The sequence below is a fragment of the Massilia cavernae genome (genome assembly GCF_003590855.1).
Taxonomy (GTDB): Bacteria; Pseudomonadota; Gammaproteobacteria; order Burkholderiales; family Burkholderiaceae_D; genus Telluria_A; species Telluria_A cavernae.
Genome location: NZ_QYUP01000113.1, coordinates 1 through 20545, shown reverse-complemented (window position 1 = coordinate 20545; position 20545 = coordinate 1). Strand labels below are relative to the sequence as shown.

Sequence of the window (20545 nt, the reverse complement as noted above, 5' to 3'; positions counted from 1 at the left end):
CGCCTCCGCCGAATTGGCCCGAATCGCGATAAGGTTCGATTGACGAAAGCGGCGGAGGCGCTTCGCTTTTCCGCCCTAACGCGTCAGGGACTTAAAGCCTGGGTTACTTCTTCCTTGCCGGCTTCGCCGTTCCGGCGGCTTTACTTCCAATCCTGCTTTCCTTGCCCGCCAGCAGGTTCCCGATGTTCTTGCTATGCCGCATCAACAGCAGAGCGCTCATGGCCACCACCGCGAACAGAATCTCGTCCACCCCAAACAGCAGCCCGTAATAAAACGGTGCAAACACCGACGCAATCAGCGCGGCCAGCGAGGAATAACGGAAGGCATACGCAACCACCAGCCAGGTCACCGCCGTCGCCACGCCCAGCCAGACGTTCAGCCCCAGCAGCACGCCCAGCGCGGTCGCCACGCCCTTGCCGCCCTTGAACTTGAAGAACACCGGATACAGGTGCCCCAGGAACACGGCAATCGCCACCAGCGCGATGCCGGCATCGGTAATGCCGTAGCGGTCGGCCAGGCGCAGCGCCAGCCACACCGCGAACCAGCCCTTGGCGGCATCGAGCACCAGCGTCGCGATCGCCGCCTTCTTGTTCCCGCTGCGCAGCACATTGGTCGCGCCCGGATTCTTCGACCCGTAGGTGCGCGGGTCGGACAGGCCGTAGACGCGGCTGACGACGACCGCAAAGGAAATCGAGCCGATCAGGTAGGCTGCGACGGCAAACAGGATAGTGTTCATCAGAATTGCTCCGAGAAACCCTGTACTTCAGGGCAGGGAGTGAAAGGAGCCGGGCGCGAAGCGCGCGCAGCCGTCCAAGTGAAAAAATGTTTTGAACTTTGGTGTTGGTCCACGGTCAAACTCCTTAAGTGCTTCAGTATGCGATTACGCGCTGGGGCATGATTTACTAGTACCGCTTTTTCCAATCCGCAGTCGCCTTAGGCGAGGTCGAGAGATATCCTGCGGATTGAATAAGAAGCTGGGCTCTTTCAGTCCGGCTTCCGTCTGGGACATCAGACGCCAGCAGTGGGAATCCCCTTTCGTTTACGAAGGGGAGGATGTCAAGTAGTCTCTCTTTTTTATGACGCGGTCATTCGGACCGCGCGTGATTATATACAGACGCGAGGACGCCACTGCCGATTATATCGGCCCCGCAACCGCCTCAGGGTTCGATCCACAGCTTTCCGCCGTCCGTGCGCACCCGCGTTCCCATCTCCGCGCAAAGGCCGGTCATGCGCTTGGCGATGTAGCCGAAGTGCGCGCCGCCCGCGAGCCTGGCCTGGCAGTCGGCAATCAGCACCGGATGCAGGCCGATCCGCCGGAGGGCAGCGCGGCCGAGCTCCAGTTCGAACAGCAGCTGGTGGTCGTTCCTGAACTCCGGGTCTATATAGTAGTCATCGACCAGGTCGCCCGCCGCATACACGATCGGGCAGCCCCGGTACAGCTCGATGCCATGGAAGACATGCGCGCTGTGCCCGAACAGTATCCTCCAGCCCATGTCGATGGCGGCGTGCGCGATGCGCCGGAACTTGCGCGAAGGCTCGGACACCATGTTCGGGCCCCAGTGCAGCGACAGGATCGGCCAGTCGGCCTTCGCTTGCTGGATGGGCTCGAGCAGCTTGCGCATCAGCGCCAGCGCGGCCGGTTCGTCGTCGAGGTCCACATAGGTGGTGCCGGGCCGGCGCACGCCGGCTGCAAAGTCCACCTGGTGGTCGCAAAGGGCGGCCATGCCGAAGCGCAAGCCGTTGCGCTCAGCGAACACCGGCGCCCGCGCCTCATCGATGGAATTGCCTGCGCCGGCCCACCCGATGCCCCTGGCGCGCAGGTACTTCATGGTGTCGAGCAGGCCTTCGACGTCGTAATCGAGGGCATGGTTATTGGCCAGGCTGACGAGGTCAACCCCGGCGTCGGTCAGCGCATGCACGGCAGCAGGCGGCGCCCCGAAGTAGAAAGCCTTCGGCGCCCCATGCCATTCGCGGGTGGAAGACGTGATCGCGCATTCCAGATTGACGATGGTGAGGTCGGCCTTGCTCATCAGCGGCGCGACGCCGCTCAGCGGATAGTGCGGGCCGAAGCGCTGGATCGCCTTGCCGACCAGCCGCCCGAGCATGACGTCGCCGCCCAGCATCAGGCGCACCCGCGGGTCGGGGCCAGGGACGGAATCGGATAACACGGCGGCGTTCAATCATAGGGACGTTGGCCCCATGATTTCAAAAATGCCCCTCCGCGTCAAGCGGAGCACGGCGAATCGGGCCTTACAAGGCGCACTGCACCGCCCTGGCGCCCAGCAGCGCCACGACCACCTGCGGGTCGATGCCGATCAGATAGCCGCGCCGCCCGCCGTTGATATAGATCTTTTCCAGCGCGAGGATGCTTTCCTCCACATAGACCGGCATCGCCTTTTTTGTGCCGAACGGGGAAGTGCCGCCCACCATGTAGCCGGTATGGCGCTGCGCCACCTCCGGCTTGCACGGTTCGACCGACTTGCACGGGATGGCGCGCGCCAGGTTCTTGGTCGAGACCTTGCAGTCGCCATGCATCAGGACGATCAGCGGGCGCGCCGCCTCGTCCTGCATGATGAGGGTCTTGACCACGTCGTGCTCCGGCACGCCAAGCTCGCGCGCCGACACCGCGGTGCCGCCATGTTCTTCGTATTCGTAGGGGTGTTCGGTGAAGCTAACCTGGTTCTTTCGCAGGAACTGGGTCGCCTGCGTCTCGGAAGTATGCTCTTTGCGGGCCATGCGTGTTACGCTAAAGGTTCATTGAGGAGTCTTATTATGCAGCAAGAGATTCGCTTTGCCACCTTCAATGTATTCAACCTCGCCCCCGCCGGCGCGAGCTGTACGACAACCTGCTGCCCTCCACGCCCGCGGAGTACGAGGCGAAGATCGCCTGGACTGCGCGCCAGATCGACATGCTGGACGCCGACGTCATCGGCTTCCAGGAGATCTTCTCGCAGGCGGCGCTGAAGGATGCGTTGTCGCGCACGACCAAATACCGCAACGCCCACCACGTCGGTTTCGATCCCGACCCGGCCGCCGAACGCCTGACGCCCAGCGTGCGCTGGTCTCGCGGTTGCCGCTGGCCGGCGAAGGCACCGCCTATGGCCTGTTCCCCAGCGGGGTCGCCCTGCCCGCCGGCATGCGCGACCCCGACCGCTTCACGCGGCCGGTGGTGCATGCGCCTGTCGTCGTGTCGCCCGACTGCACGCTGGACGTGGTGGTGGTCCACCTCAAGTCGCGCCGCCCCGACTACCGCAACGGCGACGCCGGCGACGATACGCAGGCGTACGCCATGGCCTGCCTGCGTTCGCTGGTACGGCGCGGCACCGAGGCGGTCGGCCTGCGCGTTCTGCTCAGCAGCCTGGGCAAGGCCAACAAGCGTCCGCGCGTGTGCTGGGCGACTTCAACGACGTGGCCGACTCGGTCACCACCGCCATCGTGCAGGCGTCGGCGCGCCGCTGGGCGACCGCATGTTCGACGCCTACGACCTGCAGCGGACACAGGACCGGTTGCGCCACGTGGGTTTCAGCAGCATGCACGAGGGCCGCTACAGTACCATCGACCATATCCTGCTGTCCGAGGACTTCAACACGGCGCTTCCCAACGCCATCGGCGAATGGTGGAAGTGAACTACCTGAACGACCACCTGGTGCTGGAACTGCCCGAGGCCTCCGACCACGGCCAGGTGCTGGCGCGCATCCGCCTGTTCGACGAGACGCACGGGCTCATTGATGCAGCCTGTGAGCCCGGGTTGCTTGAAAGCGTGCCTCGTCGGCGCTCATGACGAATGCGCGTTCATGTCGGGCCTGAAGAAGCGGAAGGCGTTGCGGCCGCCCTGCTTGGCGTGGTACATCGCGATGTCGGCGTGCTGCATGAGGGTGTCGACATCGGTGCCGTCGCCCGGATAGATGCTGATGCCGATCGAAACGCTCACGGAAGCCCGCACCGTGCCAGCGTCCACCGGCTGCAAAATCGAATGCATCACGCTCTCGGCAACATGGGCGGCCTGGTCCACCCCGCCGATGTCGGCCAGGATGATCACGAACTCGTCGCCCCCGTGGCGGCTGACCGTTCGATTGCCTCGCGTCCAGGTCCATCCGGCTCATGCATATCCGGCGACGATTGCTGGCTGGCACTCAAAACATTTCCTTTGATGAAGAGGAGCGCTGTGTCACGTTCTGCGCGCCGGAATGCCAATTCTCGACGGCTGCGCAAGCCCGCCGCTTGCGACAGCACAAAGTGGTGCGGCGCGACTGATTCCGCTGTTCAATAGATAAGCATCCTGCGACGTTTTGTCCCGGCTTTTTGCATTTCATCGCGCCGAAAGCGCCTCCTGTCGCATTCCGATGGCGGGCCGGCGCCGCTTTTTCTAGAGTGTCAACATGCGCTTGGGGCTCCATCCTGGTTTCCAGGGCGGAGCACATGCGCCTCCCGCCGCCGTTCAACTGAACACCGATAAGAAAATCGAAAATGAAACTCGAAAACCTGCCCCCGGCCGCCCCTTCCATCAAAACCACCACCAGGAAGCGCTGGCGCGCGCCCGCGATCGCGCTGGCCGCGGTCGCCATCGGCGCCGGTGGCTGGTATGCGATGAAGCCGCCGGCCAAGCCCGCGGCGCCGGCCGCCGCACAGGCAGCCGCCGGCAAGGATGGGCCGAAGATTGAGGTATATGAATTGTCGGCGCGCGACGTGGCCGCCATCGGCACCGGCGAACTGCGCGTCAATCTCCCGCTTTCCGGCTCGCTCATTCCGCTGTCGCAGGCGACCATCAAGTCCAAGGTGTCGGGCGTGGTCACCGGCGCCACCGTGCAGGAAGGCATGGCGGTATCCGCCGGCCAGGTGCTGGCGCGCCTCGACCAAGCCGACCAGCGCGCACGCGTGGCGCAGCAGCAGGCGGCGCTGGACGAAGCCAACGCCCGCCTCGACATGGCGGTCAAGAACAACGCCAATAGCCAGGCCCTGCTCACCCAGAACTACATTTCGCAGAACTCGCACGACACCACCTCCAACGCGGTGGCGCTGGCGCGCGCCAGCGTCAAGTCGGCCCAGGCCCAGCTCGACCTCGCACGCAACGCACTGAACGACACCGTGATCGTCGCGCCGATGTCGGGCGTGATCAGCAAGCGCCACGTGCAGGCGGGCGAGAAGGTAGCGCCCGACATGCCGGTGTTCTCCATCGTCGACCTGCGCGAGCTGACCCTCGAAGCGCAGGTGCCGGCCTCCGACATCCCGCGCGTGAAAGTTGGCCAGGAGGTGTCGTTCCGGGTCGACGGCTATGCCGGCCGCAGCTTCGCCGGCAAGGTGGCGCGCATCAACCCGACCGCGGAAGCGGGTTCGCGCTCGATGCTGGTCTATATCAGCGTGGCCAATCCCGACGCGGCGCTGCGCGGTGGCATGTTCGCCAAGGGCAGCGTCACCACCACCAGGTCGGCCCTGGCGCCGCTGCTGCCGCTGGCCGCGCTGCGCAAGGACAAGGATGCCGACGTGGTGTACACGGTCGTCGACGGCAAGGTGGTGTCGACCCCGGTCACGATCGGCCTGCGCAATGAGGACGAAGGCATGGCGGAAGTCACCTCCGGCCTGGCCGCAGGCGCGCGCGTGCTGGTCGCGAAGCTCGATGGCGTCAAGCCCGGCAGCAAGGTGAAGGTCGATGGACCGGCCGCGAAGTCGGCATCGGCTGCAGTACCTGCTGTGAAGGGCTAAGCCATGTGGATCACTAAAACGAGTATCAAGAACCCGGTGTTCGCCACCATGGTGATGGTGGCGCTGGTCGTGCTCGGCCTGTTCTCCTACCGCGGCCTCGGCGTCGAATCGATGCCGAACGTCGACCTGCCGTTCGCATGGGTTGAAGTTGCTTACCCGGGCGCCTCGCCCGAGCAGGTCGAAAACGACATCACGCGCCAGCTCGAGGACACCATCAACACCGTCAGCGGCGTCAAGACCATCCGCAGCAATTCCTGGGAAGGCCGCGCCGGCGTGTCGGTGGAGTTCCATATCTCCACCAACATGGACAAGGCCATGACCGACATGCGCGACAAGATCTCGCGCGTGCGTCCCGCCTTCCCCAAGGAGGCCAAGGAGCCGTTCATCATCCGCGCCGAAGGCGACAACCAGCAGGCCATCGTCATCCTCAGCCTGACGTCGAATGCACGCAGCCTGCGCGACCTGTCGACCCTCACCGAGCAGGTCATCTCCAAGCGCCTGCAGGGCGTGGCCGGCGTCGGCCAGGTGCGCGTCAACGGCCGCACCAACCGCCAGGTGCTGGTCAACCTCAAGCCCGATGCGCTGGCAGCCCAGCACGTGGGCGTGGACGAGGTACTGCGCGCGATCCAGACCACCAACGCCAACCTCCCGGCAGGTAACATCAGCTTCGGCGCCACCGAGCGCCTGGTGCGCATCGAAGGCCAGATCAAGGATGCGCGCGGGTTCAACAAGATCATCGTGGCGCGCCGCGCCAGCGGCCCGGTCTACCTCGAGCAGGTAGCCGAGATCATCGACGGCGAGCAGGAAGAGCAGTCGATCTCGCGCATCAATGGCGTGCGCGCCATCACCCTGGACGTGACCAAGATGCAGGACGCCAATGTGGTCGAAGTCGGCACCGGCATCAAGAAGGCGATCGAGCACATGCAGGCCACCATGCCTGCCGATATCAAGTTCAGCATCATCGAAGACCAGTCGGCGCGCGTGCAGAGCCAGCTCGACAACGTCAAGCGCACCATCATGGAAGGCGCGCTGCTGACCATGCTGATCGTGTTCCTGTTCCTGCACTCCTGGCGCAGCACCGTCATCACCGGCCTGACCCTGCCGATCTCGGTGATGGCCAGCTTCATCGCGATGAAGTACTTCGGCTTTACGCTGAACTTCCTGACCCTGATGGCGCTGTCGCTGTGCATCGGCCTCCTGATCGACGACGCCATCGTGGTGCGCGAAAACATCGTGCGCCACCTCGGCATGGGCAAGAGCCACGTACAAGCGGCCAACGACGGCACCAATGAAATCGGCCTGGCCGTGATGGCCACCACCTTCGCGATCGTGGCGGTGTTCGTGCCGGTCGCCTTCATGGATGGCCTGATCGGGCGCTTCTTCCTCCAGTTCGGCATCACGGTGGCGGTGGCGGTGATGGTGTCGCTGTTCGTCAGCTTCACGCTCGACCCGATGCTGTCGTCGGTATGGCGCGACCCGGTCAAGGACCGCTTCAAGTATGTGCCATGGCTGGGCCGCATCATGGAAAAGGTGGAGCATGGGATCGACCGCGTGCACGTCTGGTACGGCAAGATCCTCGAAGTGGCGCTGCGCTGGCGCAAGGCCACGCTGACGCTGGCGTTGGCGCTGTTCGTCGGCAGCCTGGCCTTGATGCCGATGGTAGGCGGCGAGATGTTCCCCGAAACCGACAACGGCTTCATCCAGCTGCGCTTCAAGACCCCGATCGGGTCCAGCCTGGAGTACACCAACAGCAAGGTGCAGCAGGTCGAAGCGGCGCTGAAGGAGTTCAAGGAAATCGACAGCATCATCACCAATGTCGGCACCTGGGACGGCCGCAACACCTCGGAAGTGAACCTGAAGCTGACCGACGTGAAGAAGACCAAGCGCCGCTCGCAGAAGGAGATGGAAAAGATCATCCGTGCGCGCCTGGCGCCGATCGCGGGCATCACGATGTCGGTGGGCAACAAGCCGATCTTCATCGCGATCCTGGGGCAGGACGAAGCCAAGCTGGATGACGCCGCGCGCCGCCTGATGGACAAGATGCGCAACATCAAAGGCGTGGTCGACATGGAATATAGCCAGGAAGGCGCCAACCCTGCCACCATCGTCAAGATCAACAACGAACTGGCGAGCGACCTTGGCCTGTCGACCCAGCAGATCGGCGCGGCGCTGCGTCCCTTCGTGGCGGGCGACCAGATCAGCCGATGGCTGGCGCCGGACGGCCAGAACTACGACGTCAACGTGCAGCTGCCGAAGTCGGGCCGCCAGAAGGTGGCCGACCTGGCCGACCTGTCGGTCGCGTCGAGCAAGAAGGACGAACAGGGCAACCCGATCATGGTGCCGTTGCGCCAGGTGGTGGAATTCGTACCGTCCACCAGTCCGCAGGTGCTCAAGCGCCAGGCGCTGGAACGCCGGGTGGCCGTGTATGCGGCGATCGAAGGCCGTCCGAACGGCGACGTCAACTCCGAAATCGACAAGGCGATGAAGAGCATCGAACTGCCTGAAGGCGTGCGCTTCGACGTCGCAGGCGAGGCGCAGCAGATGCAGGAGACGCTGGCCGGCGCCGCTACCGCGCTGGGCATCGCGATCATCTTCATCTACCTGGTGCTGGCGTCGCAGTTCGGCAGCTTCCTGCAGCCGATCGCGATCATGGTGTCGCTGCCGCTGTCGATGATCGGCGTGCTGGTGGCGCTGCTGGTGACGGGCAGCACGCTGAACATCTTCTCGGTGATCGGCATCGTGATGCTGATGGGGCTTGTGACCAAGAACGCGATCCTGCTGGTGGACTTCACCAACCACGGGCAGCGCAACGGCAAGAACCAGCATGACGCGATCCTCGACGCGGGCCAGGTGCGCTTGCGGCCGATCCTGATGACGACGCTGGCCATGATCTTCGGCATGCTGCCGATGGCGATCGGCATGGGCGACGGCGGCGAATCGCAGGCGCCGATGGGCCGCGCGGTGATTGGCGGGGTGATCACCTCGACCCTGCTGACCTTGGTGGTGGTGCCGGTGGCATATACCTACCTGGACAACCTGGGCAAGCGGGCGTCGCGCTGGTTCAAGGGCAAGCCGGATGAGGAAGTAGGCGAAGCCGAACTGGCGGAAGCCGCGTAAAACGAAAAGGCCGTCACGATGTGACGGCCTTTTAGCTTTGGTACCGTTTCACGCGTAGGGCGGATAACGCGGCTGCCGCCGAGGCCGCGCATCCGCCGAATTCGCCCGCATCGCGTTGACGTTTGCAAAAAACGGCGGATGCTATCGCTGTGGGAGCATCCGCTTGCAAGCGGATGCCGTTTCGCAGGCGAATCGCATGCGATTCGAAACCCCTGCTGCACCGCTTTCGCTTATCCGCCCTACGTATTTCGAATCGTGTTTCCGATGTTACGTTATTGCTGTGCTTGTTCTTCCGGCGCATCTTCGGGCGCATCGCCTTCCGACTGTTCCTCCGGCTCGCCCCGGGCTTTCGCCTCGGCTTTCTTCCGTGCTTTCTCTTCCGCCTTCTTCTTCTTCTCTAATTCCCGCTGCCGCTTTTCGTACTGGAAATTAGTCTTAGCCATGCGTCACCTCTCAGGTTATGTGGGATACAAAAGGCTGCCCTTCCCCCATTATGACGCAGTTATGCGAAAGGCATTTGAATTAACCACGTGGATGGTGCTCCGCATGCAGGTGTTTCAGCCTTTCTCTCGCGACGTGGGTATAGATTTGCGTTGTGGATATATCGGAATGACCCAGCAGCAACTGCACGACGCGCAGGTCGGCGCCGTGGTTCAGCAGGTGGGTGGCGAAGGCGTGGCGCAGGGTGTGCGGCGACAGCGGCGCGGTAATGCCGGCCCTCGCCGCATGCTTCTTGATCAGGATCCAGAACATCTGCCGCGTCATCGGCCCGCCGCGCCCGGTGACGAACAGCGCGTCGTCCACCTGGCCGTCCAGGATGACGCCGCGCGCCTCGCTGACGTAACGCTCGATCCAGCGGCGCGCTTGCTGCCCGAACGGCACCAGCCGGGTCTTGCTGCCCTTGCCGGTGATGCGCAGCACGCCGTCGTTCAGGCTCAGTTCCACGATCTTCAGGGCCACCAGCTCGGACACGCGCAGGCCGCTGGCGTACATCAGTTCCAGCATCGTGCGTTCGCGCAGCCCCAGCGGCGTGTTCACGTCAGGCGCCGCCAGCAGGGCTTCGACCTGGGCTTCCGACAGCGTGTGCACGAAGCGCACCGGCTGTTTGGCCGACGCCATGTGCAGGCACGGGTCCACACTGACCTGCTTGTTGCGCAGCGCCAGCTGGTAAAAGCGCTTGAGGACCGACAGGCGCCGGTTGGCCGACGACGGCTTGGTCTCGGCGTGGCGCTCGGCGAAGTAGGCCGCAAGGTCGTGCGGTTCGACCGCGTGCAGGGTCTCGCGCTCCGGCCGCTTCACTTCCAGCCAGCGCGCGAACAGGCGCATGTCGCGGCGGTAGGCGTCGAGCGAGTTTTTCGCGAGCCCCTGTTCAAGCCAGAGGTTGTCGCAAAACTCGTCGATCAGGGCCAGATTGCCTGCTGTTGCCATGGGGATACATTGACGCCTTCGTGGCGCAGCAGCCAGCGCTTGACGCTGAGGTGGAAGCCGTTTTCTTCGTCGTGGTTGGAAAAGCCGCCCAGTCCTCCGGCCGCCGTCACGCGGTGGCAGGGAATCACCAGAGGGAACCAGTTGGCGCCGCAGGCCTGTCCCACCGCGCGCGGCGCCGAGCCGATATGCTTGGCGATCTGGCCGTAGGTGTGCACCGTGCCGCGCGGGATCGACGAGATCGCGCCCCACACCTTTTGCTGGAAGGCGCTGCCCGCCTGCACCAGCGGAAGGCTGAACGTGAAGTCGGGGTCGGCCAGGTATGCCTGCACCTGGCGCGCCGCTTCGGCGGCCATTTCGTCGGTCGGGTCTTTCTCGTCGAATTGCGGCGGGAGGTAGACCAGTTCGCGCACGGCGCCGGCCTCGGTACGGATACCGATCGCGCCGAAAGGAGCGGCGACGATGGCGCTGAAAATTTCACTGCCTTGCTGTGGGTTCATGTCGCGCAGTTTACCGCAGCGGCGCGCGCACGCGAAAAAAAACGCACCACGAAGGGTGCGTTTTGAAGCTGGTCACGTTCCCGGCTGTCGGTCATGCCGACGGCATTCTTTGAAACGCGTGTCTCCTCGATATATCTCCGGTATGGACTACCGTTGCTTTTATCTACTACCCCCCAAACTTTGAATCCTGTGTTGCGCCGGGGGAAGAACCGCTCAGCAGCATCGGGGGCAATCATAGCCTATCTGGATTCCAATGACTGTGGCTTTTTGGACACTTGCGCCAAAACCGTTTTAGTCGTACACGCGGTTCGCCGGCCCCGCCGATCGGCCTTATTTCCCCGCCGCCCTGGTGATCGCATCGATCAGCTCCTTGCCGATCCTGCCTTCCATCTGCCTGTGCACCGGCAGCAGCGCCTTGCGCCACGCCGCCTGTTCCTGCGGGGTCAGCTTGTAGATGGTGGTCTTGCCGGTCTTGCGGATCGCTTCCATGGCCAGGTCGTTGTCGCGCTGCGCAATCGCCTTCTCGTAGGTGGTCGCGTCGCGCATCGCCCGTTCCAGCTGGCCGCGCACGTCGGCCGGCAGTCCGTCCCAGAACTTCTTGTTGACGATGACCGCATAGCCCAGGTAGCCGTGGTTCGACATCGTCACGTGCTTCTGCACCTCGTGCATCTTCTGGGTGTACATGTTCGACGGCGGGTTCTCGGTGCCGTCCACCACCCCGGCCTGCAGCGCCTGGTACACCTCGGAGAACGCCAGTACCTGCGGGATTGCGCCCAGCGCGCGCATCTGCGCGTCCAGCACTTTGGAAGCCTGGATGCGCATCTTCTGGCCGCGGAAGTCGGCCGGCGTGTGCAGCGGCTTGTTGGCCGACATGACCTTGAAGCCGTTGTCCCAGTACGCCAGGCCGGTGATGCCTTTCGGCGACAGCTTCCTCAAGAGCTCCTTGCCGATCGGCCCCTCGGTGACGCGGTACAGCGCCGCCTTGGACGGAAAGATGTAGGGCAGGTCGAAGGCTTCGAACTCCTTCACGCCCAGCGGGCCGAACTTGGCCAGCGAAGGCGCCAGCATCTGCACCGCGCCGAGCTGCAGCGCTTCGAGTTCTTCCTTGTCCTTGTACAGCTGGCTGTTCGGGTACACCTCGACCTTGACCCGGCCGCGGGTGCTCTTTTCCGCCAGCACCTTGAAGCGTTCCGCCGCCTGGCCTTTCGGCGTATCGGTCGCCACCACGTGGCTGAACTTGATGACGATCGGTCCCTGCGCCCAGGCATTGATGCCTGCGGTTGCAGCCAGCGCGACCAGGATCGCTTTCAATTGCATGTTCTCTCCTCGGGGGTGGGAATCTATTATCATTGATCACCCCATTCTGCACCGCACTTGCGGAAATCCACAATAGCGCGGCGCTTATATTGATCGCATCCTACGCCATGACGACAACCCTTCCTCGCGCTCCGCGCTTCCGTCTTGTCGGGACGATGCGCTGGTTGCTGCCGGTGCTGCTGGTGCTGCTGTTCCTCGCGGTGCTGATCTGGCTGCCGTGGCAGGCGCGCCAGATGGAGAGCAACGAGCGCCAGGAGCAGCTGATCGCCGACACCCTGTGGGTCGAGCAGGCGATCCGCTTCACGCTCGACCGCAATGCCGAGATCCTGCAGAACCTCGGCGCCGACATCGCATCCGGCGCCCTGCCACCGGCTGCCGTCCAGGCCCGCATCGACCATTTGCGCAAGACGGCGCCAGAACTGAAACGCGTCGCATGGATCGGCCAGGACGGCGAGGTGCGCGCGTTCGCGGGCGCCGAGACCGGCAGCGACGCGGGCGCTTCGGCCAACGCGGCCATGCTGGCGCGCGAGACCGGCGCCGGCCGCTACAGCGATCCCGCCGCGCAGCAGGCCGGCGCGCCCGCGCTGATGGACTACCACCTGCCGCTGTTCCCTAACCGCGCCTACGCGGGCAGCCTGGTCGCCACCTACGACCTGAAGTCGCTGCTCGATGAAACCGTGCCGTGGTGGTTCGCCAAGGACAATGCCGTGTCCCTGATCGACTCCGGCGACGGCGTGCTGGCGCAGCGCGCGGCGGGTGGACCGGGGCGCGGCGTGTACACCCACAACCGCCCGCTCGACCTGCACGGCGCCAACCTGCTGCTGGCCACCAACAGCGTCAAGGGTGCGCCCGAGCTGCTGCCAAACCTGCTGGTCGGCTCGGTGATCCTGCTGTCGCTTGGCCTGCTGGCCAGCCTGGCCGCGCTATGGCGCCACATCACACGCCGCCTGGCGGCCGAAGGCGCGCTGCGCCAGCAGATGGCGTTCCGCACCGCGATGGAAAACTCGATGGTCACCGGCCTGCGCGCGCGCGACCTCGAAGGCCGCACCACCTACGTCAACCCGGCCTTCTGCCGCATGGTCGGGTTTAGCGCCGAGGAGCTGGTTGGGCACGCGCCGCCGATGCCTTACTGGGCGCCTGAGGCGATGGACGAATACCAGCAGCGCCTCGCCGACGTACTGTCCGGGAACGTGGCGCCGCAGTTCGAATCCGTGTTCCAGCGCTCGGACGGCAAGCGCATCCCGGTGCTGATCTTCGAAGCGCCCCTGATCGGCAAGGACGGCACCCAGACCGGCTGGATGGGATCGATCCTGGACATCTCCGAGCGCAAGATCGCGGAAGACCTGCACCGCCAGCAGCAGGAAAAGCTGCAGGCCGGTTCGCGCCTGGCGACCATGGGCGAGATTTCGTCGATGCTGGCGCACGAACTGAACCAGCCGCTGGCGGCGATTTCAAGCTACACATCGGGCGCGCTGAACATGCTATCCAACGGGGCCGGCGAGCCGGTCGACGCCGACACGCTCAGGCCCGCGCTGGAACAGGCCAACCTGCAGGCCCAGCGCGCCGGGCAGATCATCCGCAGCGTGCACGAATTCGTGAAGAAGCGCGAGCCGGAGCGGCAGCTCATCGACATCAGGAGCGTGGTCGAAGGCGTGCGCGCGCTGGTGGAACTGCAGGCGCGCAAATACTTCGTGGCGCTGCAGGTACACATCGATCCTGCCTTGCCGGCGGTGCGCGCCGACCGCATGATGCTCGAACAGGTGCTGCTTAACCTGACCCGCAACGGCGTCGAGGCGATGCAGGACATCCCGCCCGAACGCCGCATCCTGCGCATCGACGCGACGGCGGCCAATGGGCGCGTCGAAGTGTCGGTGACCGACAATGGCCACGGCATCACGGACGACGTCAACAGCCGCCTGTTCTCGCCCTTTTTCTCGACCAAGGCGGAAGGCATGGGCATGGGCCTGTCGATCTGCCGCAGCGCCATCGAATTCCACGGCGGTACGCTGAACCACCGGCCCAACCCCGGCGGCGGCACCGTGTTCACGTTTGCACTGCCGGCCGAGCCGCGCGCATCCTGAGCCACTAACAAGAAACCGGAGACCACACCATGCTGCACATCGTCGACGACGAAGACGTGATCCGCGACTCGCTGGCCTGGCTGGCCCGCTCGCGCGGCATCGAAGCCTGCACCTACGCCAGCGCGCAGGCCTTCCTCGACAGCGCCGGCGAGCGCTTCGCGCAGGACGGCGACTGCGTGCTGCTCGATGTGCGCATGCCCGACCTGAACGGCGTGGCCGTGTTCGACCAGCTGGCCGCGCGCGGGCTCACGGCGCGCATCCCGGTGATCTTCCTGACCGGCCATGGCGACGTACCGATGGCGGTCGATACGCTCAAGCGCGGCGCCTTCGACTTCGTCGAAAAGCCGTTCAACGACAACCAGCTGATGGACCGCGTGCAGGAGGCGCTGGCGGCCTCGCGCACGGCCGGCAATGCGGCGCAGGTGCATGCGCGGCTGGCCACCCTGTCGGCGCGCGAGCGTGAAGTGCTCGACCGTATTTTGGCCGGCAAGATGAACAAGGTGGTTGCCGACGAGCTGGGCATCAGCATGCGCACCGTCGAGGTACACAGGTCGAACATCCTGGAAAAAATGCAGGTGAAGACCGTGGTCGAACTGGCCGGCCTGCTGAAGTAGCCGCATGTTTACCGTCCCGTTAAGTCCCGTTCAATTCGCCGAATCGTGCGCGCCGCGAATGCTGATAACATCGCCACAAGTGTTCGGAACAAACAGGACGGCATGCAGATGAGCGAGAAAACGATAGCGGACAAGATGTACCTGAAGAACGCCAAATCCATGGCGATCCTCAACGGCGAGGCCCATCCGCGGATAGTGGAACAGCTGCCCAGGGAGCTGGTGGCCGGGGGCGACACGCCTGCCGACGTGGTACTGGTGTTCGCACTGAACCGCAAGCAGCTGGAGGAGCTGCTGCCGCCGGCGCTGGCGCGCCTGGGCGAAAAAGGATCGTTGTGGATCGCCTACCTGAAGCAGACCGCGTCGAAGGCCACCGACATCAACCGCGACACCATCAACGCCTACTGCAAGGAGAACGGCGTCACCGGCGTGGCGATGATTTCCATCGACAGCGACTGGTCGGCGCTGCGCCTCAAGCGCCTTTAATCCGAGGTATGGCGCGCCAGCGCCCACGCCACATGCTCGCGCACCATCTCCGACGGATGATCGGCGCGCGCGCGCAAGGCCGCCACAATCCCGGCGTCGCCCTTCACGCTGCCGGCGGCATTGCCCAGACCGACGGCGATATTGCGCAGCCAGCGTTCATGGCCGATGCGGCGGATCGGGCTGCCTTCGAGGCGGCGGTTGAATTCTTCCTCGGTCCAGGCAAACAGCTCCACCATGCTGGCGCTGCCGAGGCCATTGCGCTCATCGAAGTCAGGCACTGAAGCGCGCTGCGCGAACTTGTTCCACGGGCAGGCGGTCTGGCAGTCGTCGCAGCCGTAAACGCGGTTGCCGATCAGCGGGCGCAGGTCTTCCGGGATGCTGCTTTTCAATTCGATGGTCAGGTAGGAGATGCAGCGGCGCGCGTCGAGCCGGCCCGGCCCCAGGATCGCCTGCGTCGGGCAGACGTCGATGCAGGCCTGGCACTGGCCGCAATGGGCGCTGGCCGGCTCGTCGACCGGCAGCGGCAGGTCGACCAGGATCTCGCCCAGGAAGTACATCGAGCCCGCTTCGCGGTTCAGCATCAGCGTGTGCTTGCCGCGCCAGCCCAGGCCCGCCTTTTCCGCCAGCGGCAATTCCATCACCGGCGCCGAGTCGGTAAACACCCGGTAGCCGTACTCGCCGATGGCCTGCGTCACGCGCTCGGCCAGCTGCTGCAGGCGGCTGCGCAGCACCTTGTGATAGTCGCGGCCACGCGCGTAGACCGACACCACGGCGGCCTGCGGATCGGACAGGCGCGCGACCTCGGTCTCGCGCCAGTCGGGCCGGGTGCTCATGGGCAGGTAGTCCATGCGCGCGCAGATCGCGCGCACCGTGCCGGGAACCAGTTCGGCCGGCCGCGCGCGCTTCATGCCGTGGCTTGCCATATAATCCATTTCGCCATGGCGGCCCGCATCCAGCCAGGCCTGCAGGCCCGCTTCGGCGTGCGACAGGTCGACGTCGGCGATACGGACATCGGCAAATCCAAGCTCGGCGCCCCATTGCTTGATGGCGCGCGCGAGTTGTTGCAGGTCGGGTTCTGAGTGAAGCATGCTCGGCAGGATTAAAATAGCGCCTGCCGTAGGGCAGGACTTAACTCACATTCTATTCGATGCAGCACTTGAAGACCCATCTGAACGACGAAACCGCCACCGCGGCACTGGGCGCCGCGCTGGCGCGCGCCCTGGTTCCCGGCCTGGCGATCCACCTGCACGGCGACCTCGGCGCCGGCAAGACCGCGCTCACGCGCGCGCTGCTGCACGCGGCCGGCCACGTGGGCACGGTCAAGAGCCCCACCTACACGCTGTCGGAGCCGTACCGCATCGTGCTGGGTGGCGAAACGGTCAACGTGATCCATTTCGACCTGTACCGCATGTCCAGCGCGGAGGAATTCCTCGACGCCGGATTCCGCGAGGACTTCAACGGCCACAACATCTGCATCGTCGAATGGCCGGAAAAGGCCGATCCGGTGTTGCCGCCACCCGACTTGAATGTTTCCCTGAGTGTTGCTGGACAGGGCCGTGATGTAGAATTGCAAGCGTTGTCCCACTTGGGCTCGCTATGCCTCGACCGCCTCACATTCCCCTTCCCTTGACCGCCACGCCGCTCAAGCGACGCACCATCCTGAAAGCCGGCGGCACGCTGCTGCTGTCGGTGCTGTCGCCGCTGCCGGCACAGGCCGCGCAGATCCTCGCGGTGCGCGTCTGGCCGGCCGATGACTACACCCGCGTCACGCTCGAAAACGACACCAACCTGAAGGCCACGCACTTCATCGTGCCGGACCCGCAGCGCCTGGTGGTCGACATCGAAGGGCTGGAGCTGAACCCGACCCTGAAAAGCCTGGTCGCGAAAATCGAATCGGAAGACCCGTACATCAAGCAGGTGCGCGTGGGCCAGAACCGGCCCAACGTGGTGCGGCTGGTGTTCGACCTGAAGGAAGAAGTGCGGCCGCAGGTATTTACGCTGGCGCCGGTGGGCAGCTACAAGCACCGCCTGATCTTCGACCTGTACCCGGTGGCACCTAGCGACCCGATCGCCCAGATGATCGAAAAAGGCGAGTGGATGCGCGACGACCTCGCGCCAGGCGGCAGGCCGGAGCTGCCAGCGCCGGCGGTGGCCGATCCGCTTGCCAGGCTGCCCGCGATGGCGGTGGTGACGCCGGAAACCGTGGCGCCCACCAAAGCCGCAGCACCGGGGCCCGCGCCCGCGAAGCCGAGCGTGGTGCGCATGGTGACCATCGCGCTCGACCCCGGCCATGGCGGCGAAGACCCGGGCGCGATCGGCGCGGCCGGCACGCGCGAGAAGGACATCGTGCTGTCCATTGCGAAGCGCCTCAAGTTCAAGCTGGAAGAGCTGCCCAATGTGCGCGTGATGCTCACGCGCGACGGCGACTACTTCGTCCCGCTCGGCACCCGCGTCGCGAAGGCGCGCAAGGTGCAGGCAGACCTGTTCGTATCGATCCACGCGGACGCGTTCATGAAACCGAGCGCGCGCGGCTCGTCGGTGTTCGTGCTGTCCGAACGTGGCGCCAGCTCCAGCGCCGCGCGCTGGCTCGCGACCAAGGAAAACCTGGCCGATGCCATCGGCGGCGTCAACATGGGCGGCCACGACCTCCAGCTCGCCAGCGTGCTGCTGGACCTGTCGACGACCGCGCAGATCAACGACAGCCTGAAGCTTGGCAAGGCGGTGCTGACCGAAATCGGCGGCTTCGCGCGCCTGCACAAGGCCTCGGTGGAGCAGGCCGGGTTTGCGGTGCTGAAGGCGCCGGACATTCCATCGATCCTGATCGAAACCGCGTTCATCTCGAACCCGGAAGAAGAAGCCAAACTGCGCGACAATGGCTACCAGGACCAGATCGCGGCGGCAGTCACCAAAGGCATCAAGAGTTATTTCGCGAAGAATCCGCCGATGGCCAAGAGCCGGATTACCTAAGGACACAGCGTGATGGAAAATTCGACGGTCAAGTACGGCAAGCTGCCGACGGTACGCGTGACGGCGCCAAGCGGCGCGCAGGCGGTGGTATCGCTGTATGGCGGGCACCTGCTCTCGTGGAAGACAGCGGACGGGCAGGAACGCCTGTTTTTCAGCGAGAAATCGGCGCTGGACGGCAGCCGCGCGATCCGCGGCGGCGTGCCCGTGATCTTCCCCCAGTTCGCCGCACGCGGCACCGGCATGCGGCATGGTTTCGCGCGCGTGAGCAACTGGCACCTGACCGAAACCGGGACGCACGCCGACGCCGCGTTCGCGCGTTTCGTGCTGACCGACGAATGGCTGGAACCGGAAGTGGCGGCCGCGTGGCCGCACAAGTTCAAGCTGGTGTTAGACGTGGTGGTGAGGGCCGACGACATCCGGCTGTCGCTCACGGTACACAATACAGGCGAAGCGCCTTTCGAGTTCTCGGGCGCGCTGCACACCTACTTCCTGGTCGACGAGCTGGGCAAGGTGCGCATCGACGGCGTGCAGGAAGGCGAGTTTGCCATCACCGACAAGTACGACCACATCTACTTCGGCGTCGAGGGCCCGCTGGCGCTGCGTTCGGGGCACGGCACGCTGAAGCTGGAGCAGGAAGGGTTCCCGGACGCCGTGATCTGGAACCCGGGCGCGGCCGATGCGGCAGCGCTGGTGGACATGGGCGACGAGGAATACGACCGGTTCGTGTGTATAGAACCGGCGACGATCGCGCCGCGGACGCTGGCGCCGGAAGAATCGTGGCGCGGGTGGCACATCATTACCGCCGTTCCGGCGGAATAAAGATCAAATCACGTTAAGCCCGTAGGGCGGGTAAGCGTAGCGCACCCGCCATTAGATGCGCCACGTTGACGCGTACAATGGCGGATGCTTCGCTAAGGAGCATCCGCTTGCAAGCGGATGCCGTTTCGCAGGCGAATCGCATGCGATTCGAAACCCCTGCTACACCGCTTCGCTTATCCGCCCTACGATCCTTCTTAATTCGACTCTTTGATCACGCGGCCCGAGCTGGCCTGCACCGGACGTGCATTCATCGGATACAGCCGGCTAAACAGCGCCATCTGCTGCGGCGACGCTTGCATCGGCTGCTTCATCACCATCCACAGCACGCCTTCGGTGCACGGCGGCGTAGTCAGCGATCCCATGTACATGAAGTAGTCGCGTTTTTCCGGCAGCAGCTCGGCCACGTCCAGCACCACCGACGGCGTCACCGTGTCGTGCTTTTCCAGCGGCAGGTTGTTCCACACGGTCTGGATCGTGCCCTGCGCGGCGCCGCGCTCGAGCAGCACCGCCAGCACCGCCAGCTTGCCCTCGGCATCCTTGTGCACCAGGTGCACCACCATCTCGAAACTCTTGCCGTTGATGCGTTCTTCCGATGGACGGTGGAAGTGGAACTGCTGCAGCTCGTACGAACGGTTCTGCACCGTCAGGAAATTACCACCGGCAACAGTCACCTGCACGGTGTGGCCGTTGTCGATCACGCTGAAGGTCGACGGCTTGTAGTCGAAGGCGATCTTCTCCAGCTCGACCTTCATGCCGTCGCGGATGTCGATCGGCGACTGGCGGTTGCCGGTCCCGCATGACGCCCACTTCGAATTGATCTTGCTCCAGTTGGCCGGGCCGAACTCGCCCTCGTACGACCAGTGGGTGCCGTTGGCCGGCATCGGCTTGGCGACGACCTCGGCCTGCTTGCGCTTCTTCGCTTCCGTCGCCTTGCGCGCGCGGGCGGCGGCGGCAATGCGCTCGGCCTGGTTGGCGCGCATTTCGGCGATGCGGGCGGCGATCTTGGCTTGCAGGTCGAGCTCGGCCTGCTCTTCGATGGCGCGCTGCTCGGCGGCCGACGGCGCCTTCGGCTTGGCGATGGCAGGCACAATCGAAGGAATCGACGCGGCGGCCTTGCCGGCGGCCGGCGTGGATGCGGCGGCCGCCGCGGCGGCGCGGGCGGACGGCGCGACGGCGGGGCTAGTCGCTGGTTCTTTCGCACTTGCCGCCGCGATGGCGAAGCTGCAAGCAGAGAGGACGAACAGGTTACGCATGGGAATCCAGAAAGTAGGCTTACAGTCTGGTTTATCGGCGCGAACCCGGGTAACTTGAGTCCGCGCGGAAACTACCGCGCGATAAAGATCGCGCGTATCAAGCAGTCAATCAGCGGCTGAGCAACTTGCGGCCGAACTTGTACAGGCCGCCGAGGGCGAGCGGTATGATGGCCGCGCCCACGCCGACCAGCACGATGGCGGTCAGGTTGTCGCGGATGATGGGGATGTTGCCGAACAGGTAGCCGCCCGTGACCAGGCTGATCACCCAC

Annotated in this window: 20 protein-coding genes and 1 pseudogene; 10 read left to right on the top strand and 11 right to left on the bottom strand. The window is 64.8% G+C overall.

Features of this window, described 5'->3' with window-relative positions; genetic code table 11:
* Window positions 1–103 precede the first annotated feature (103 nt).
* The 4 genes from plsY to D3872_RS27280 all read right to left on the bottom strand — a co-directional run bounded on the left by plsY (window position 104) and on the right by D3872_RS27280 (window position 2983).
* Window positions 104–736 (bottom strand): glycerol-3-phosphate 1-O-acyltransferase PlsY, encoded by a 633-nt coding sequence (gene plsY, locus D3872_RS12315; RefSeq protein WP_119811044.1) that lies wholly within the window; start codon window positions 734–736, stop codon window positions 104–106.
* Window positions 737–1157: 421 nt separating this feature from the next.
* Window positions 1158–2168 carry a CapA family protein gene (locus D3872_RS12310; protein WP_147373867.1) on the bottom strand — a complete coding sequence of 337 codons (1011 nt, stop codon included), beginning with the start codon at window positions 2166–2168 and terminating at the stop codon, window positions 1158–1160.
* Window positions 2169–2250: 82 nt separating this feature from the next.
* Window positions 2251–2736, bottom strand: a complete 486-nt coding sequence (ybaK, locus tag D3872_RS12305; RefSeq protein ID WP_119810293.1) for a Cys-tRNA(Pro) deacylase — start codon at window positions 2734–2736, stop codon at window positions 2251–2253.
* Between the two features lie 73 nt (window positions 2737–2809).
* On the bottom strand, window positions 2810–2983 hold the full coding sequence (locus D3872_RS27280) for a hypothetical protein (protein WP_307719427.1): 174 nt from the start codon (window positions 2981–2983) through the stop codon (window positions 2810–2812).
* 484 nt (window positions 2984–3467) lie between these two features.
* Here D3872_RS27280 and D3872_RS27275 point away from each other — a divergent pair, with 484 nt between their 5' ends.
* Both D3872_RS27275 and D3872_RS27270 read left to right on the top strand, forming a co-directional pair.
* A complete protein-coding gene (locus D3872_RS27275) occupies window positions 3468–3626 on the top strand; it encodes a hypothetical protein (RefSeq protein WP_307719426.1) in 159 nt (52 codons plus the stop codon).
* Window positions 3623–3781, top strand: coding sequence for a hypothetical protein (locus tag D3872_RS27270; protein ID WP_307719425.1), 159 nt, complete (start codon window positions 3623–3625; stop codon window positions 3779–3781). The genes D3872_RS27275 and D3872_RS27270 overlap by 4 nt, the downstream gene beginning before the upstream one ends.
* Here the strand turns inward: D3872_RS27270 and D3872_RS12295 are convergent.
* Window positions 3776–4075 (bottom strand): annotated as a pseudogene (locus D3872_RS12295) (diguanylate cyclase domain-containing protein); the annotation flags it as partial. The gene D3872_RS27270 and the pseudogene D3872_RS12295 sit on opposite strands and share 6 nt — an antisense overlap.
* Window positions 4076–4467: 392 nt before the next feature.
* On the opposite strand from D3872_RS12295, the gene D3872_RS12290 reads away from it, so the two are divergent.
* Both D3872_RS12290 and D3872_RS12285 read left to right on the top strand, forming a co-directional pair.
* A complete protein-coding gene (locus D3872_RS12290; RefSeq protein ID WP_119811042.1) occupies window positions 4468–5700 on the top strand; it encodes an efflux RND transporter periplasmic adaptor subunit in 1233 nt (410 codons plus the stop codon).
* 3 nt (window positions 5701–5703) lie between these two features.
* Window positions 5704–8817, top strand: a complete 3114-nt coding sequence (locus D3872_RS12285) for an efflux RND transporter permease subunit (RefSeq protein WP_119811041.1) — start codon at window positions 5704–5706, stop codon at window positions 8815–8817.
* A gap of 272 nt (window positions 8818–9089) precedes the next feature.
* Here the strand turns inward: D3872_RS12285 and D3872_RS25670 are convergent, their stop codons facing one another.
* The 4 genes from D3872_RS25670 to D3872_RS12270 form a co-directional block, all read right to left on the bottom strand.
* Window positions 9090–9260: a hypothetical protein gene (locus D3872_RS25670; protein WP_182915788.1), complete on the bottom strand. Its 171-nt coding sequence runs from the start codon at window positions 9258–9260 to the stop codon at window positions 9090–9092.
* A gap of 79 nt (window positions 9261–9339) precedes the next feature.
* Window positions 9340–10245, bottom strand: coding sequence for a site-specific tyrosine recombinase XerD (gene xerD / locus D3872_RS12280; RefSeq protein ID WP_119811040.1), 906 nt, complete (start codon window positions 10243–10245; stop codon window positions 9340–9342).
* Window positions 10218–10742 (bottom strand): methylated-DNA--[protein]-cysteine S-methyltransferase, encoded by a 525-nt coding sequence (locus D3872_RS12275; RefSeq protein ID WP_119811039.1) that lies wholly within the window; start codon window positions 10740–10742, stop codon window positions 10218–10220. The genes xerD and D3872_RS12275 overlap by 28 nt, the downstream gene beginning before the upstream one ends.
* A gap of 330 nt (window positions 10743–11072) precedes the next feature.
* Window positions 11073–12059 (bottom strand): TRAP transporter substrate-binding protein, encoded by a 987-nt coding sequence (locus D3872_RS12270; RefSeq protein WP_119811038.1) that lies wholly within the window; start codon window positions 12057–12059, stop codon window positions 11073–11075.
* Between the two features lie 107 nt (window positions 12060–12166).
* Between D3872_RS12270 and D3872_RS12265 the strand changes: the two genes are divergently transcribed.
* The 3 genes from D3872_RS12265 to D3872_RS12255 all read left to right on the top strand — a co-directional run bounded on the left by D3872_RS12265 (window position 12167) and on the right by D3872_RS12255 (window position 15237).
* Window positions 12167–14140 (top strand): sensor histidine kinase, encoded by a 1974-nt coding sequence (locus D3872_RS12265; RefSeq protein ID WP_119811089.1) that lies wholly within the window; start codon window positions 12167–12169, stop codon window positions 14138–14140.
* A 29-nt stretch (window positions 14141–14169) separates the two neighbouring features.
* Window positions 14170–14754 carry a response regulator transcription factor gene (locus D3872_RS12260; RefSeq protein ID WP_119811037.1) on the top strand — a complete coding sequence of 195 codons (585 nt, stop codon included), beginning with the start codon at window positions 14170–14172 and terminating at the stop codon, window positions 14752–14754.
* Window positions 14755–14862: 108 nt separating this feature from the next.
* Window positions 14863–15237: a DUF3052 family protein gene (locus tag D3872_RS12255; protein WP_119811088.1), complete on the top strand. Its 375-nt coding sequence runs from the start codon at window positions 14863–14865 to the stop codon at window positions 15235–15237.
* On the opposite strand, the gene queG is transcribed toward D3872_RS12255, so the two are convergent.
* Window positions 15234–16325, bottom strand: a complete 1092-nt coding sequence (gene queG / locus D3872_RS12250; RefSeq protein WP_119811036.1) for a tRNA epoxyqueuosine(34) reductase QueG — start codon at window positions 16323–16325, stop codon at window positions 15234–15236. The genes D3872_RS12255 and queG overlap by 4 nt on opposite strands.
* A gap of 59 nt (window positions 16326–16384) precedes the next feature.
* On the opposite strand from queG, the gene tsaE reads away from it, so the two are divergent.
* The 3 genes from tsaE to D3872_RS12235 are packed head-to-tail and all read left to right on the top strand — an operon-like array spanning window position 16385 to window position 19023.
* Complete coding sequence (gene tsaE / locus D3872_RS12245; protein ID WP_119811035.1) at window positions 16385–16867, top strand: tRNA (adenosine(37)-N6)-threonylcarbamoyltransferase complex ATPase subunit type 1 TsaE; 483 nt, start codon at window positions 16385–16387, stop codon at window positions 16865–16867.
* A complete protein-coding gene (locus D3872_RS12240) occupies window positions 16834–18204 on the top strand; it encodes an N-acetylmuramoyl-L-alanine amidase (RefSeq protein WP_119811034.1) in 1371 nt (456 codons plus the stop codon). The genes tsaE and D3872_RS12240 overlap by 34 nt, the downstream gene beginning before the upstream one ends.
* A 12-nt stretch (window positions 18205–18216) precedes the next feature.
* The gene (locus D3872_RS12235; protein WP_119811033.1) at window positions 18217–19023 is read left to right on the top strand and encodes a D-hexose-6-phosphate mutarotase; all 807 of its coding nucleotides are present in this window, start codon (window positions 18217–18219) and stop codon (window positions 19021–19023) included.
* A 194-nt stretch (window positions 19024–19217) separates the two neighbouring features.
* Here D3872_RS12235 and D3872_RS12230 read toward each other — a convergent pair whose 3' ends face one another.
* Window positions 19218–20276, bottom strand: coding sequence for a carbonic anhydrase (locus tag D3872_RS12230; protein ID WP_119811032.1), 1059 nt, complete (start codon window positions 20274–20276; stop codon window positions 19218–19220).
* Window positions 20277–20545: the final 269 nt, after the last annotated feature.

Coding starts and splice junctions, on each gene's coding strand:
- D3872_RS25670 (WP_182915788.1), bottom strand. CDS start 9,260: ATGGCTAAGACTAATTTCCAGTACGAAAAGCGGCAGCGGGAATTAGAG.
- D3872_RS12260 (WP_119811037.1), top strand. CDS start 14,170: ATGCTGCACATCGTCGACGACGAAGACGTGATCCGCGACTCGCTGGCC.
- xerD (WP_119811040.1), bottom strand. CDS start 10,245: ATGGCAACAGCAGGCAATCTGGCCCTGATCGACGAGTTTTGCGACAAC.
- plsY (WP_119811044.1), bottom strand. CDS start 736: ATGAACACTATCCTGTTTGCCGTCGCAGCCTACCTGATCGGCTCGATT.
- D3872_RS12235 (WP_119811033.1), top strand. CDS start 18,217: ATGGAAAATTCGACGGTCAAGTACGGCAAGCTGCCGACGGTACGCGTG.
- D3872_RS12240 (WP_119811034.1), top strand. CDS start 16,834: ATGCCTCGACCGCCTCACATTCCCCTTCCCTTGACCGCCACGCCGCTC.
- D3872_RS12275 (WP_119811039.1), bottom strand. CDS start 10,742: ATGAACCCACAGCAAGGCAGTGAAATTTTCAGCGCCATCGTCGCCGCT.
- D3872_RS12285 (WP_119811041.1), top strand. CDS start 5,704: ATGTGGATCACTAAAACGAGTATCAAGAACCCGGTGTTCGCCACCATG.
- D3872_RS12255 (WP_119811088.1), top strand. CDS start 14,863: ATGAGCGAGAAAACGATAGCGGACAAGATGTACCTGAAGAACGCCAAA.
- D3872_RS12270 (WP_119811038.1), bottom strand. CDS start 12,059: ATGCAATTGAAAGCGATCCTGGTCGCGCTGGCTGCAACCGCAGGCATC.
- queG (WP_119811036.1), bottom strand. CDS start 16,325: ATGCTTCACTCAGAACCCGACCTGCAACAACTCGCGCGCGCCATCAAG.
- D3872_RS12290 (WP_119811042.1), top strand. CDS start 4,468: ATGAAACTCGAAAACCTGCCCCCGGCCGCCCCTTCCATCAAAACCACC.
- D3872_RS27275 (WP_307719426.1), top strand. CDS start 3,468: ATGTTCGACGCCTACGACCTGCAGCGGACACAGGACCGGTTGCGCCAC.
- tsaE (WP_119811035.1), top strand. CDS start 16,385: ATGCAGCACTTGAAGACCCATCTGAACGACGAAACCGCCACCGCGGCA.
- D3872_RS12230 (WP_119811032.1), bottom strand. CDS start 20,276: ATGCGTAACCTGTTCGTCCTCTCTGCTTGCAGCTTCGCCATCGCGGCG.
- ybaK (WP_119810293.1), bottom strand. CDS start 2,736: ATGGCCCGCAAAGAGCATACTTCCGAGACGCAGGCGACCCAGTTCCTG.
- D3872_RS12265 (WP_119811089.1), top strand. CDS start 12,167: ATGACGACAACCCTTCCTCGCGCTCCGCGCTTCCGTCTTGTCGGGACG.